15 protein-coding genes are annotated in these 13,063 nt (G+C 44.3%); all 15 read left to right on the forward strand.

Annotated features, from left to right (window positions below; translation table 11 throughout):
- Positions 1-204: 204 nt before the first annotated feature.
- The 15 genes from porW to FK220_RS07245 all read left to right on the forward strand — a co-directional run bounded on the left by porW (position 205) and on the right by FK220_RS07245 (position 13,036).
- Complete coding sequence (gene porW, locus FK220_RS07175) at positions 205-2,751, forward strand: type IX secretion system periplasmic lipoprotein PorW/SprE (protein ID WP_152573563.1); 2,547 nt, start codon at positions 205-207, stop codon at positions 2,749-2,751.
- Positions 2,752-2,755: 4 nt separating this feature from the next.
- Positions 2,756-3,226: a bactofilin family protein gene (locus FK220_RS07180; RefSeq protein ID WP_152573564.1), complete on the forward strand. Its 471-nt coding sequence runs from the start codon at positions 2,756-2,758 to the stop codon at positions 3,224-3,226.
- Entirely contained in the window at positions 3,204-3,431 is a 228-nt protein-coding gene (locus tag FK220_RS07185) for an AtpZ/AtpI family protein (protein WP_152573565.1), read from the forward strand. The genes FK220_RS07180 and FK220_RS07185 overlap by 23 nt, the downstream gene beginning before the upstream one ends.
- Complete coding sequence (locus FK220_RS07190) at positions 3,431-3,823, forward strand: DUF6168 family protein (RefSeq protein ID WP_152573566.1); 393 nt, start codon at positions 3,431-3,433, stop codon at positions 3,821-3,823. The genes FK220_RS07185 and FK220_RS07190 overlap by 1 nt, the downstream gene beginning before the upstream one ends.
- A gap of 119 nt (positions 3,824-3,942) precedes the next feature.
- The gene (atpB, locus tag FK220_RS07195; RefSeq protein WP_152573567.1) at positions 3,943-5,082 is read left to right on the forward strand and encodes a F0F1 ATP synthase subunit A; all 1,140 of its coding nucleotides are present in this window, start codon (positions 3,943-3,945) and stop codon (positions 5,080-5,082) included.
- 101 nt (positions 5,083-5,183) lie between these two features.
- Positions 5,184-5,375: an ATP synthase F0 subunit C gene (gene atpE / locus FK220_RS07200; RefSeq protein ID WP_166204812.1), complete on the forward strand. Its 192-nt coding sequence runs from the start codon at positions 5,184-5,186 to the stop codon at positions 5,373-5,375.
- Between the two features lie 79 nt (positions 5,376-5,454).
- The gene (locus tag FK220_RS07205; protein WP_152573568.1) at positions 5,455-5,955 is read left to right on the forward strand and encodes a F0F1 ATP synthase subunit B; all 501 of its coding nucleotides are present in this window, start codon (positions 5,455-5,457) and stop codon (positions 5,953-5,955) included.
- A gap of 4 nt (positions 5,956-5,959) precedes the next feature.
- Positions 5,960-6,499 carry an ATP synthase F1 subunit delta gene (gene atpH, locus FK220_RS07210; RefSeq protein ID WP_152573569.1) on the forward strand — a complete coding sequence of 180 codons (540 nt, stop codon included), beginning with the start codon at positions 5,960-5,962 and terminating at the stop codon, positions 6,497-6,499.
- Positions 6,500-6,560: 61 nt separating this feature from the next.
- Positions 6,561-8,141 (forward strand): F0F1 ATP synthase subunit alpha, encoded by a 1,581-nt coding sequence (gene atpA / locus FK220_RS07215; RefSeq protein WP_152573570.1) that lies wholly within the window; start codon positions 6,561-6,563, stop codon positions 8,139-8,141.
- A 34-nt stretch (positions 8,142-8,175) separates the two neighbouring features.
- Complete coding sequence (gene atpG, locus FK220_RS07220) at positions 8,176-9,036, forward strand: ATP synthase F1 subunit gamma (RefSeq protein ID WP_152573571.1); 861 nt, start codon at positions 8,176-8,178, stop codon at positions 9,034-9,036.
- A 171-nt stretch (positions 9,037-9,207) separates the two neighbouring features.
- Positions 9,208-10,428: a TCR/Tet family MFS transporter gene (locus tag FK220_RS07225; protein WP_152573572.1), complete on the forward strand. Its 1,221-nt coding sequence runs from the start codon at positions 9,208-9,210 to the stop codon at positions 10,426-10,428.
- 131 nt (positions 10,429-10,559) lie between these two features.
- Positions 10,560-11,402, forward strand: coding sequence for an alpha/beta fold hydrolase (locus FK220_RS07230; protein ID WP_152573573.1), 843 nt, complete (start codon positions 10,560-10,562; stop codon positions 11,400-11,402).
- Positions 11,403-11,406: 4 nt separating this feature from the next.
- Positions 11,407-11,904 (forward strand): RNA polymerase sigma factor, encoded by a 498-nt coding sequence (locus tag FK220_RS07235; protein ID WP_152573574.1) that lies wholly within the window; start codon positions 11,407-11,409, stop codon positions 11,902-11,904.
- Complete coding sequence (locus FK220_RS07240; RefSeq protein WP_152573575.1) at positions 11,891-12,457, forward strand: hypothetical protein; 567 nt, start codon at positions 11,891-11,893, stop codon at positions 12,455-12,457. The genes FK220_RS07235 and FK220_RS07240 overlap by 14 nt, the downstream gene beginning before the upstream one ends.
- Positions 12,458-12,532: 75 nt before the next feature.
- A complete protein-coding gene (locus FK220_RS07245; protein WP_152573576.1) occupies positions 12,533-13,036 on the forward strand; it encodes a hypothetical protein in 504 nt (167 codons plus the stop codon).
- Positions 13,037-13,063: the final 27 nt, after the last annotated feature.

Genomic DNA, 13,063 nt, shown 5'->3' on the forward strand with positions numbered 1-13,063 from the left:
GTCGGTGAAGCGCATAAATTGCGGTGTACAACGCATGTAGTACAAAAGGCACAGACCGTTTGGTCGGTTGCAAAATACCTTTTAAAACACATATTTGAATAGCCTTGTATGGGGCATCCTCCCGGTTTTATTATTTTTATCGATGAACTACATAATAATACGGTTGTTTTTCAGTTAAGGTTATACGTACGCATACACACAATTTTGAAGCTTCAATACAAACTTATTTTAGGCGCCGTTTTAGGTGGGTTGGCCTTGACCGCCTGCTCCACAAAAAAGGACGCTTTCCTGAACCGCAATTTCCATGCGCTGAACACCAAGTACAATGTTTTGTATAATGGGAATAATGCCTTCGAGGAAGGTCGTGAGGAATTGAATGCAAGCTATCAGGATGATTACTGGGAAACGCTACCCATAGAACGTCTTCAGGTAACCGATGAAATCAAACTCGACTCGGAGGACAACAATCCGAAATTCATTATTGCCGAGGAAAAGGCGACCAAAGCCATACAAAAGCACAGTATGGATATCAAGGATGAGGAGCGCAATCCGCAGACCGATGAAGCATTTTTACTGTTGGGCAAGGCACGGTATTTCGACCAGCGCTATATTCCAGCATTGGAAGCCTTCAACTACATCATCAAAAAATACACCTACAGCGACAAGCTGAACGAGGCACATATTTGGCGCGAAAAGGTAAACATCCGTCTTGAGAATGAAGAGCTCGCCATCAAGAACCTAAAGCGGTTGATGAAGTATGAGAAGCTGAAAGACCAGGAATATGCCGATGCAAGGGCGATGATGGCACAGGCCTACATTAACTTGAAAGTTATCGACACTGCGGTACAGCAGTTAAAAATTGCTTCCTTCTACACGAAAAAGAACCCTGAAAAGGGACGCTTCTATTATATCATCGGGCAACTGTATAACGAATTGGGCCATAAAGATAGTGCGAACTATGCGTTCGATAAGGTCGTCGAACTGAATAGAAAGTCGCCCAGGGTCTATATGATCAATGCCGAGATACAGAAAATCAGGAATACGGAGGTTACCAGTGAAAATCAGGAGGAGGTTTTGGAGCACTTGACCGACTTGGAAGAAAATCGTGAAAACCGTCCGTTTCTAGATAAAATATATCGCCAGATAGCCGAGTACCATCTAGAACAAGAGTCCGATAGTCTTGCCCTATTGTATTTCAATAAGTCGCTGCGGGCCACTCAGAACGAACCCAAGCTCAATGCCCTGAACTATGAAAATTTAGCCGAGTATAATTTTGATGAAAACGAGTATAAGACTGCGGGAGCTTATTATGACAGCGTTTTGACCAACCTTCCCGAGAACACCAAGAAGTATAGGGCCACTAAAAAGAAGCTTGATAATTTGGAAGATGTTATCGCTTTTGAGGATGTGGTTCAGTATACCGATAGCGTAATAGCGCTTTATAAGATGTCGCCAGAGGAAAGGGAAGCTTATTTTGGAGCGCATATCGCTGAACTAAAAAGAGCGGCCGAGGAGGCAGCCAAGAAAGAGGAGGAGATGCGGGATGCCGGTTTTGCGGCCTTTGGGGAAACCAAGGGGGGCAAGGAAAACAAAGGCAAGTTCTATTTTTATAATATTACCAGTTTGGGCTACGGACAAACCGAATTTAGACAACGATGGGGCAACCGTGAGCTGGAAGATGACTGGCGATGGAGCAATAAGGCCATATCACTGCCTTCCGAAGCTGCGGGAGACGCAGTTGCAGTAAATGATACACTAAGCTCGGAACCTTCCGAGGACCAACGGTATTCGGTGGCTTTTTATACCGACCGTATTCCTACCGATCCTGCCGTCATTGATAGCCTGAACACGGAACGTAACTTTGCCAACTACCAATTGGGACTCATTTACAAAGAAAAATTCAAGGAGAATCTGTTAGCCGCCGGTAAGTTGGAAGATGTGCTCAAGAACAATCCCGAGGAGCGATTAATTCTACCCTCCAAATACAACCTCTACAAAATCTATGAGGAAGAGGGAAGCCCTTTGATGGCCTCAATGAAAGAAAATATCCTACAAAACCATGGCGATTCGCGCTATGCGGAAATCATTTTAAATCCCAGGGCAGTACTCACGGATGGTGAGGATAGTCCGGATGCCCGCTATGCTGCCTTGTACGAGCTTTATGGGCAACAGGAGTTCTTGAAGACCATTACCGGTGCCGAAGAGAATATCAATCAGTTCACGGGGGATCCCATAGTGCCCAAATTCGAGATGTTGAAGGCCAATGCGATTGGAAGGCTGCAGGGCTTCGAACCCTTCAAGGAACAGCTAAACTACGTGGCGCTCACCTATCCCAACAATCCGGAAGGGAAAAAGGCCGAACAGATCATTGCGGAACAATTGCCCAAGCTTGCGATAAAGGAGTTTTCTTCGGAGACCGAATCCGGCAACTGGAAGGTGGTCTTTCCTTTTAAAAGGAGTAACGACGACGAGGCCCAAAAACTAAAAAGACTGCTCGAGAAATCGATCACCGATCTGAGGTATAAGAATATTGTTTCCAAGGACATTTACAACTTGGAAGACCAATTCGTGGTAGTTCACGGCTTCAAATCGAAAAATTATGCGGAGGGCTATGTGGAATTGCTAAAAATTAACAAGGATTACAAGGTTGATAATGAGAATTTTGTAATTTTATCCTCCAACTATAAAATCATCCAAGTACATAAAAACTTACAAGACTATAGAAGTCAAATTTTAACCCCAAAACCATAAATCCATGTTTTCAGACAACAAAAGACCTATGCATGAAATAGGCGGACAGCCAAACAGAATAGAAAAGAACACCAAAATCAAAGGTGACATTGTATCGGAAGCCGATTTTCGTATTGACGGAAAATTGGATGGCAACGTCAAAACTTCCGGAAAAGTAGTTATCGGCAAGGACGGTTACATCCATGGAAAGGTAGAATGTGTAAATGCCGATATCGAAGGTAGCTTTAACGGCGAACTTCTGGTTTCGGACCTACTCTCCCTGAAATCCTCCGCGGTGATAGAAGGTACGGTCTCCGTGAATAAATTGGCTGTAGAGCCAGGAGCAACCTTCAACGCCTCTTGTACCATGAAGGGCAAAGGAGGATCGTTAAGCAGCGGTGGTTCTAAAAGTAGCACCCCAAGCTCTTCCTCGGGAAGTAGCTTTAAATCCTCGATTGGCAGTACCAATGTAAATGGACCAGCAAAAGCCTCGTAAGAAGAACAATCTTAAGAATTTTGCGGTACTTTCGGGCATCGCTTTTGAAATGGGCGCCATTATATTTTTGGCGGCCAAGGGCGGTAGTTGGTTGGATGAACATTACCAAACGGAAAAAAGAATTTATACGGCAATTGCCACACTTTTGGGTGTGGCAATTGCAATTTGGGTAGTTTTGCGCCAGTTGAAACGAATTCAATATTGATGGCCAAACTGCATCCTGTTGTTCAGTTCCTAGTGCTTATGCTCATTACATTGGCACTTGCTTTTTTTATCCATATTAATATACTTGCCCGTAACGGACTTCCCCAGTACGCAGACCGGATTATATTGTGCTACGTTGTTAATGCCATTTTAGCGGCTGCTATTTACGGTTCCCTGTTTTATTTCAGGCAGCGACTCAAAAACCATATTGGTTTTCTCTTCATGGGGGGTAGTTTTTTAAAGTTTATCTTCTTTTTTATACTGTTCTATCCTGCTTACAAGGCAGATGGAGAAATGAGCCGTTTAGAGTTTGCGGCCTTCTTTGTACCCTATGCAATTTGTCTCGTTATAGAGACCGTTTTTATAGCCAAAATGCTTAAAAAACTGTATTAAAAATCAATGCTCGAATCCCTTTAAAATAAACACTAAAATGCTTTTTTCTTTTTGCAGGAATAGTGTACATTTGCACCGATTTTTAGAGAACCTTTTTAGGACCGATATTTTTAAGCTATATGCGCATAACTTACTTTACCAAGTTTCTTTTTGTTGCAATACTTTTTATGGGTGGAGCCGTTTTCGCGAAAGAGGGTGAACGTTCATCCGAAGAACCTCAAAAAGATCTGAAAACCGAAATCAAGGAATACATCGCCCATCACTTGCAGGATTCACATGATTTTTCGCTGTATTCCTATACCAATGATGCAGGGGAGCACAAGTATGTTGGGGCGCCATTGCCCGTAATCTTATGGGACAATGGTCTAAAAGTATTTTCCTCCTCCAAATTCCATCATGGCGAGACTTTGGCTGAAGTAGATGGCAACTACTATGCCCTACATCACGGTAAAATATATAGAACCGATGCGGAGGGAACCATTAATTACGATGAAGACCACCACCCGACCAATGTCAAACCCCTGGATTTTTCCATTACCAAAAGCGTGGTCATGATATTCATTACAGGTCTATTAATGTTTTGGCTGTTCTCCAGCCTGGCTAAATCCTATGCCAAAAATGGGGGTGTCCCAAAGGGGGCAGGACGGTTTTTTGAGCCCATTGTTTTGTATATAAGGGATGACATCGCCAGGCCGAATATTGGGGAAAAGAAATACAGAAAGTATATGCCGTATTTGTTGACGATTTTCTTCTTTATATGGTTCCTGAATATATTCGGACTGACACCCTTGGGGGTCAACGTTACCGGTAATATTGCAGTTACCGTAGCCCTAGCACTTTTGACCTTTCTTTTAACCAATTTTACAGGCACAAAAGATTATTGGAGACACTTGTTCGATCCATTGGGTGATACCATGCCTTGGTTTGCTAAAATACCTTTGTACATTATATTGGTCCCCATAGAATTATTAGGTCTTATTATCAAGCCTTTTTCACTGTTGATACGTTTGTATGCGAACATGCAGGCCGGGCACATTGTATTGATGAGCTTAATCGGGCTTATGTTCATTTTTAAAAGTTGGTTGGGCAGTCCCCTGTCATTCGGACTCGCTTTTGCCATTTCGTTGATAGAGATTTTAGTGGCCCTTTTGCAGGCCTATATATTTACAATGCTATCGGCTCTCTACTTCGGATTTGCCTCTGAGGAACACGACCATGAACACGGTCATGAGGAAGAGCCAGAGTTGGCGCATTTGTAAAAGTTGGCATGCTAGAGCGGATAGCCTATGAGGCCGGACGAATGGAAGTGAGAGGCATACAATTGTTAGATTGAATTTTTAATTTTTAAACTAGATAGATTATGGAAATTCCAGTAATGGTAGGTGCAGGTTTGGTTGTGATCGGTGTCGGAATCGGTATCGGTAGAATCGGTGGTTCAGCAATGGACGCCATCGCCCGTCAGCCTGAAGCTTACGGAAAGATTCAGACAGCGATGTTGATTGCAGCGGCGCTAATTGAAGGGATTGGATTTGCAGCTTTGTTTGCGGTCTAAGTCAATTTAAAACAATAACCGTAACGGTTGGTTGCGGTTATTGTTTATTTAAAAATTAAGAATTTTCAAAGTTTGGATTATGGAAAAGTTGTTAAATGAGTTCTCAGTAGGATTGTTTTTTTGGCAGACCCTGTTGTTTATCCTTTTATTGTTATTGCTTCGCAAATTTGCATGGAAGCCAATACTGAACGCTGTAAACGAAAGGGAAGACGGCATTAAAAGTGCACTGGCCGCCGCTGAGGATGCAAAGAAAGAAATGCAAAACGTTACGGCAGACAGTGAAAAACTATTGAAGGAGGCCCGCGCCGAACGTGAGGCCATGTTGAAAGAGGCCAGGGAAATCAGGGAAAAAATGATTGCCGACTCAAAGGAACAGGCCAAAATAGAGGGCGATAAAATGTTAAAGCAAGCCCAGGCCGCTATCGAAAGTGAGAAGAAAGCGGCAGTAGCCGATATCAAAACCCAAGTAGCGACACTCTCTGTAGACATTGCGGAGAAAGTGATCAAGGAACAACTATCCAACAAAGACAAGCAGTTAGAGTTGGTAGAGGATATGTTGGGAGACATAAAACTAAGCTAGGAACATGAGCGATTCAAGAGCGGCTGTACGGTATGCAAAGGCGACCCTAGACCTAGCGGTAGACAACAAAGCTACCGATGCGGTCGAAAAGGATATGCGTGCCATCGTAGTGACCATTGGCGAAAGCCGTGAACTTAAAAGTATGTTGACAAGCCCAATCGTCAAATCGGGCGTAAAAAAAAGTGCCTTACAAAATATTTTTAAGGGAAGTCATGGCATCACCGAAGGATTGATAGGCATTCTGGTTGAGAACAAACGTATCGGCCTATTGAAAGAGGTTGCCGAGAAGTATATCATTTTAAATGAAGACCTCAAAGGGAAAGGGGTTGCTTTCGTAACCACCGCCGTTCCTTTGACCGAACAGTTGGAGCAAAAAATACTGAAACAGGTGAACGCACTGACCGGTAATAAAGTCGTTATCAAAAATAAAATCGATGAGAGTATCATCGGCGGGTTTGTTCTGAGAGTAGGCGATTTTCAATACGATGCCAGTATTGCCAACAAACTGAACAATTTAAAAAGGGAATTTACAAGTAGTTTATAAATAACAAATCAAGACAAAGAGATATTAATTGTCTCACGTCTAACTTCTTATATCTATAAAAATGGCAGGAGTAAAAGCCGCTGAGGTATCAGCAATTTTAAAGCAGCAATTATCGGGATTTGAAGCCACCGCCACCTTGGACGAAGTGGGAACCGTATTACAGGTAGGTGATGGCATCGCCCGTGTATACGGACTTTCAAACGCACAATACGGTGAATTGGTAGAGTTTGAAGGCGGACTCGAAGGTATCGTCCTGAACCTCGAAGAAGATAATGTCGGGGTGGTATTGTTGGGTCATTCCAAAGAAATTGGTGAAGGAGCTACCGTAAAACGAACCCAGCGAATCGCTTCTATCAAAGTGGGCGAAGGCATTGTGGGTCGTGTGGTAGATACTTTGGGAACTCCCATCGACGGAAAGGGACCCATTGCCGGTGAGACCTTTGAGATGCCATTGGAACGTAAAGCACCAGGGGTCATCTTCCGTGAACCGGTAACCGAGCCTTTGCAGTCCGGAATCAAGGCAATCGATGCCATGATTCCAGTAGGTAGGGGACAACGTGAATTGGTCATCGGTGACCGTCAGACGGGAAAGACCACGGTTTGTATCGATACTATCCTAAACCAAAAAGAGTTTTACGATGCAGGGGAACCTGTGTATTGTATTTATGTTGCTATCGGACAAAAAGCCTCGACAGTGGCCGCCATTGCCCAGACCTTGGAAGACAGAGGGGCCCTGGCCTATACTACGATAGTTGCTGCGAATGCGTCAGATCCCGCACCAATGCAGGTGTACGCACCAATGGCCGGTGCCTCCATCGGGGAATATTTCAGGGACACGGGTCGCCCCGCTTTGATTATATACGATGACCTATCAAAGCAAGCGGTGGCCTACCGAGAAGTATCCCTCTTGTTGAGAAGGCCCCCAGGCCGTGAAGCCTATCCAGGGGACGTTTTTTACCTTCACTCTCGTTTGTTGGAACGCGCCGCGAAAATCATCAACGATGACGCCATTGCGAAAAATATGAACGATTTACCCGAGGTCTTGAAACCGATGGTGAAAGGGGGTGGTTCGCTGACTGCACTTCCGATCATCGAGACGCAGGCAGGTGACGTTTCCGCCTATATTCCGACCAACGTAATTTCGATTACCGATGGGCAAATATTCTTGGAGCAAGATTTATTCAACCAAGGGGTACGTCCCGCAATCAACGTGGGTATTTCGGTATCTAGGGTGGGAGGTAATGCCCAGATCAAGTCGATGAAGAAAGTAGCCGGTACCTTGAAACTGGACCAGGCCCAATTCCGTGAATTGGAAGCCTTTGCGAAGTTCGGTTCCGATTTGGATGCGGCCACCTTGAATGTTATTGAAAAGGGACGTCGAAATGTGGAAATCCTGAAGCAGGCACAAAATGATCCGTTCACCGTCGAAAATCAAATAGCGATCATCTATGCAGGCTCCAAGAACTTGTTGCGCGATGTACCCGTTGAAAAAGTCAAGGAGTTCGAACGTGATTATATCGAGTTTTTAAATGCCAAGCACAAAGATGTATTGGATACTTTGAAGGCAGGAAAGTTGACCGATGAAGTTACCGATACCCTGACTGCCGTGGCGAAGGATTTGTCGGGAAAGTATAGAAGTTAGTATCAAGTAGCCAGTATCATACATACTAAGAAAAATGGGCAACCTAAAGGAAATACGGAATAGAATAGCATCGGTATCCTCGACCATGCAGATAACGAGTGCCATGAAAATGGTATCCGCTGCCAAGTTGAAAAAGGCCCAAGACGCGATTACCGCTATGCGGCCCTATGCCGATAAGTTGACGGAGTTGTTACAACACCTAAGCGCTAGTCTTGATGCCGACTCGGGGAGTAAGTTTGCCGATGACCGGGAAGTCAATAAAGTGTTGGTGGTCGCGATTACATCCAACAGGGGGCTGTGCGGGGCTTTTAATAGCAACATCATCAAACAATGTCTGCTACTGGCCGACGAAACCTATTCGGATAAGCAGGTGGATTTCATGGCAATTGGGAAAAAGGCCAACGATATCCTCGGAAAGAAGCATACGGTTATTGCCAATCATAGCGGTATTTTTGATGAACTGACTTTCGAGAATGCAGCCGCCATTGCCGAGGATTTAATGGAGCGATTTACCACTGGGGAATACGACAAAATTGAACTGGTATACAATAAGTTTAAAAATGCGGCCACACAGATTATAATGACCGAGCAGTTTTTACCGATCGTTCCCGTTGAAGGTGCGGAAACTGTTAGTGGGGATTATATTTTTGAGCCGTCAAAGGAGGAAATTGTTCAGCAGTTGATACCAAAGTCGTTGAAAACACAATTGTTCAAGGGTATTCGCGATTCCTTTGCCAGCGAACATGGCGCTCGTATGACGGCGATGCATAAAGCGACCGATAATGCTACCGAGTTGCGCGACCAGTTGAAACTTACGTACAACAAGGCAAGACAAGCGGCCATTACCAATGAGATTCTGGAAATCGTTGGTGGTGCGGAAGCGTTGAATAACTAAAATAACCGACACCCGGCCAGTATTGAAAGGCTGTCGCCGGGAATCAGTTCAAGAAATAGCGAACCTCGCAGCAACGCGGGGTTTTGTTTTTTATCTCATCAGTAGACAGATTTACCCGCATAGGAATTTTAAGTTTGTTATTCCGTTTTTTAGTCGATTTTTGTTCAGCATATGACTTCCAAAAAATCCGCCTTACTTTTCATTTTCATTACTATTTTGGTCGACGTCATCGGTATTGGTATTATTCTACCCATTATCCCGGACCTCATCATGCAACTTACAGGGGAAGGTAATCACATGGCCGTCATTTATGGTATGTGGCTGACAACGTCCTTCGCCGGGATGCAGTTCCTATTTTCACCGGTCTTGGGAGAAATTTCCGATCGATTTGGTAGGCGCCCCGTTCTATTGGTATCCTTGTTTGGTCTTAGTATCGATTATTTAATACATGCTTGGGCCCCGACGATTGTCTGGTTGTTCTTGGGAAGGTTTCTTGCAGGTATTACCGGAGCCAGTTTTACCGTGGCCTCCGCCTATATCGCCGATATCAGTACGAAAGAGGAGAAAGCAAAGAATTTTGGGTTGATAGGGGCTGCTTTCGGGCTGGGCTTTATCATTGGTCCAGGTATCGGAGGATATTTTGGCGATATCGACATACGCCTTCCCTTTTATATCGCCGCAGGTCTCACCTTTCTGAATTTTCTCTTCGGATACTTCGTGGTTCCGGAGTCTTTGATGGCCGAAAACAGAAGACCCATCAATATAGCTAAAATGCTTCCAGGGGTATCTTTGATAAGCCTTAGAAATTATAAAGGGCTACTGCTACTGATTTTTGCCTTCTTCCTGGCAAATCTCGCCGGTCAGGTTTTGCCTGCAACCTGGTCGTATTACGGAATCGAGCGGTATGACTGGAGTCCTGCCGAAATTGGTGTTTCCCTAATGGTGGTCGGTCTATTGGTGGCATTGGTACAGGGTTTGTTGGTAGGAATCGCTACCCGGAAATTCGGAAAAAAAAATGTGGTCACTTTTGGCTTTCTATTGTGGACGATTGGGATGTTTCTTTTTTCGGTGGCTACCGAACCGTGGATGCTTTATGCCTTTCTGATCCCCTATGCCCTCGGTGGAGTGGCGGGACCTACCGTTCAGGGGGTCATATCAAATCAGGTTTCCGAGAAAGAACAAGGGAATCTACAAGGTTCGATTACAGGATTGGTGAGTATTACCGCCATTCTGGGGCAATTGATATTTTCCCCGGTATTCTACTTTTTTATCCGTCCGGAAGGGAGTGTCTATTTTCCCGGAGCTCCCTACGCATTGGCTTCATTGCTCTTATTGATTGCTTTTCTTTTTGCTTCCCTCGCGATGCGAAGAATTCAAACGGAGGGGGATTGAAATAGGCAGGATTTTGAGATTAAAGACGGCGAGGATAAAAGTACAGCAAGCCCTGACCCCTAATTTTTTTGGTTCGTCTGTAACATTTTCTTCAATGTGTATCTAAAGGGAAAATCCATAAAGAATACATCATGCAAAAGCTTCAAAAAGTAATTTTTCTTCTGTTTCTAAGTCTTTCTGTCAACCTTCAATCCCAAGAAAAAGCCTTTGAGGTGGTCGTTAAGGGACAAGGTGAGCCTATCTTACTTTTCCCCGGCTTTACCTGTACGGGAGCCGTTTGGGACGACACTGTTCGGGAACTATCGAAAACGTACGAATGCCATATTTTTACTTTTGCGGGATTTGGTGGGGTAGCTCCTATCGAAAAACCATGGCTTCCGAAGATCAAGCAGGCAATAACTGATTATGTAACTGAAAAGGAGTTGAAAGATCCAGTTATTATCGGTCATAGTCTAGGAGGTACATTGGGTCTTTGGCTTGCTTCGGAAGGGGAACATGGGTATTCCAAGGTTATCGTCGTAGACGCCTTGGCCTCTACAGGAGCGCTGATGATGCCTAACTTTAAAAGCGAGGATATGGTCTATGATAATCCATTTAACAACCAATTGCTGTCTATGGATGAAGTAGCTTTCTCGAAGATGGCGGATCAGATGGCGGCGGGGATGAGCTTAAACAAAGGGAAACAAGCTCAAATAAGGGATTGGATGGTTATGAGCGACCGAGAAACCTATGTCTATGGTTACACCGATCTATTGCGACTTGATTTAAGGGAAAGCGTAGCAAATATTACGATTCCGGTGATTATCTTGGCGGCCACCCACCCCTATGGAGAGGAAATGGCAAAGAACACCTATACCGAACAGTATAAAAACTTAACGGACTATGAGCTTCTCTTTGCCGAAAATTCGGCACATTTTATCATGTACGACCGGCCCGAATGGTTTCTAAATACTCTTAAGGAAAAGCTGCAGTAAGTTCATGAAGAACCATCGTGCTACGTTTGAAACTATTTATTCCGACAATTATGGTCGTGTACTGCGCTTATGTTTAGGCTATGTAAAAGGCGATACCGAACTAGCAAAAGATTTGACGCAGGAGGTATTTGTTAAGGTATGGGAAAACCTGAATTCCTTTCGGAATGAATCCGCGATTGCCACCTGGATTTATCGCATCACCGTGAACACTTGTTTGCTTCAATTGAGAAACAAGCGGTATCTGACAGGTACGGAGGCATTGGAAAAAAAGACGGCTACAGAGGAAGAAACGCCCTTTTCCAACGAGAATCGACTCGCCCAGATGTATGCTTGTATCAACAAACTCAATGAGGAGAGTAAAGGAATTATTTTATTGGAGCTGGAAGGCCTTCCCCAAAAGGAAATCGCCGCTATCATGGGTCTTTCGCATCAAGCCGTGCGTGTACGGATACACCGTATTAAAAACAGTTTAACAAAATGTGTACAACATGAACTCCTTTGAAGAACTAAAATCACAATGGAAGGGCCAACCCGTTACGAGTGCACCAAAAGATGGTGTACAAAGTATTTTTGACAGGATTAAAGTCATCCGTAATGACCAAAAGATTACGAATAGCATACTTTGGACAACCGTAGCCGTATTGGTCCTATTTTTCGTATACGTTTCGGCCTATCGCAGCCAAATTGCCATGACCGGGCTGTTCATGATGATCGGAAGTGTTTTGATACGGATTATCGTGGAACTTTTGAGCATCAGAAACTTGGGAAAAATGGATGTTGCCCTGGAGGCCTCAAAGTTCAAGGAATTGTTTCGAAAGTACTATCAGAAACGAAAAATCATACATTTCGGGCTTACCCCTTTGGTAATTATGGTATACTGTGCAGGCTTTATCAGTTTGTTGCCCCTCTTTAAAGCGACCCTTTCCAGTGGTTTCTACACGTATATCGTGGTTTCTTCCATCGTGGTGCTCTTGGTGCTCGGTGTTTTTATTGCCAGGCAAATACAGAAAGAGTTGACCGTTTTGCGTGCGTTGAACCAAGAAGTTCGGGAATAACATCCTCTCGACGACTTTTTTACGTATGTATTCGGAGGTTGTGACCGTCCTCAACCCGAACAAAGAACGAATGGTGTGAAGAAGCTTCTCTTATTATTACTGTCTATCCTATCGGCCTGTGCCACCAAGAAAAAGTTGGAGAACAAAGCTCCTTTTAGTTTGGGGGAAGTCTATGCCCAGCCATGGATTATCGAGGACCAACCCGCCGAAGTGGGGTACGACGTATTCATCCCAATTCGGAGCTTGGATGTCGCAAAGGCGGTTCTACAAAACCTATATCACAAAGGGCAGATGGTCGCTTTGGTGATTGAATTGCAAGAGACTGGTCATGTGGCGATTGCCCGTTTGGATGCCAATGACTTTCAAAAAGGGGATATAATCATGCATGCCGACCCAAAAAAGGAGGTGGGCAACCAACCGCCAATATTAATTTCGAAACCTTTGCCGTTTGAACTTACCGAGACTCAGGCGGTCATTAGCTATTTGCAAAAAGACAAGGTGCGCTATGTGATGATTGACGGTATTCGAATAAACCCTGTTGTTAGTTACCCTGTCCAGTTTGCCAAAAACCAACGGTAAGCCTCCAAATTATTGCTTAGCCCTTAC

The sequence above is a fragment of the Pelagihabitans pacificus genome, from assembly GCF_009371985.2.
GTDB lineage: Bacteria > Bacteroidota > Bacteroidia > Flavobacteriales > Flavobacteriaceae > Pelagihabitans > Pelagihabitans pacificus.

Coding starts and splice junctions, on each gene's coding strand:
- FK220_RS07180 (WP_152573564.1), top strand. CDS start 2,756: ATGTTTTCAGACAACAAAAGACCTATGCATGAAATAGGCGGACAGCCA.
- FK220_RS07185 (WP_152573565.1), top strand. CDS start 3,204: ATGGACCAGCAAAAGCCTCGTAAGAAGAACAATCTTAAGAATTTTGCG.
- FK220_RS07190 (WP_152573566.1), top strand. CDS start 3,431: ATGGCCAAACTGCATCCTGTTGTTCAGTTCCTAGTGCTTATGCTCATT.
- atpB (WP_152573567.1), top strand. CDS start 3,943: ATGCGCATAACTTACTTTACCAAGTTTCTTTTTGTTGCAATACTTTTT.
- atpE (WP_166204812.1), top strand. CDS start 5,184: ATGGAAATTCCAGTAATGGTAGGTGCAGGTTTGGTTGTGATCGGTGTC.
- FK220_RS07205 (WP_152573568.1), top strand. CDS start 5,455: ATGGAAAAGTTGTTAAATGAGTTCTCAGTAGGATTGTTTTTTTGGCAG.
- atpH (WP_152573569.1), top strand. CDS start 5,960: ATGAGCGATTCAAGAGCGGCTGTACGGTATGCAAAGGCGACCCTAGAC.
- atpA (WP_152573570.1), top strand. CDS start 6,561: ATGGCAGGAGTAAAAGCCGCTGAGGTATCAGCAATTTTAAAGCAGCAA.
- atpG (WP_152573571.1), top strand. CDS start 8,176: ATGGGCAACCTAAAGGAAATACGGAATAGAATAGCATCGGTATCCTCG.
- FK220_RS07225 (WP_152573572.1), top strand. CDS start 9,208: ATGACTTCCAAAAAATCCGCCTTACTTTTCATTTTCATTACTATTTTG.
- FK220_RS07230 (WP_152573573.1), top strand. CDS start 10,560: ATGCAAAAGCTTCAAAAAGTAATTTTTCTTCTGTTTCTAAGTCTTTCT.
- FK220_RS07235 (WP_152573574.1), top strand. CDS start 11,407: ATGAAGAACCATCGTGCTACGTTTGAAACTATTTATTCCGACAATTAT.
- FK220_RS07240 (WP_152573575.1), top strand. CDS start 11,891: ATGAACTCCTTTGAAGAACTAAAATCACAATGGAAGGGCCAACCCGTT.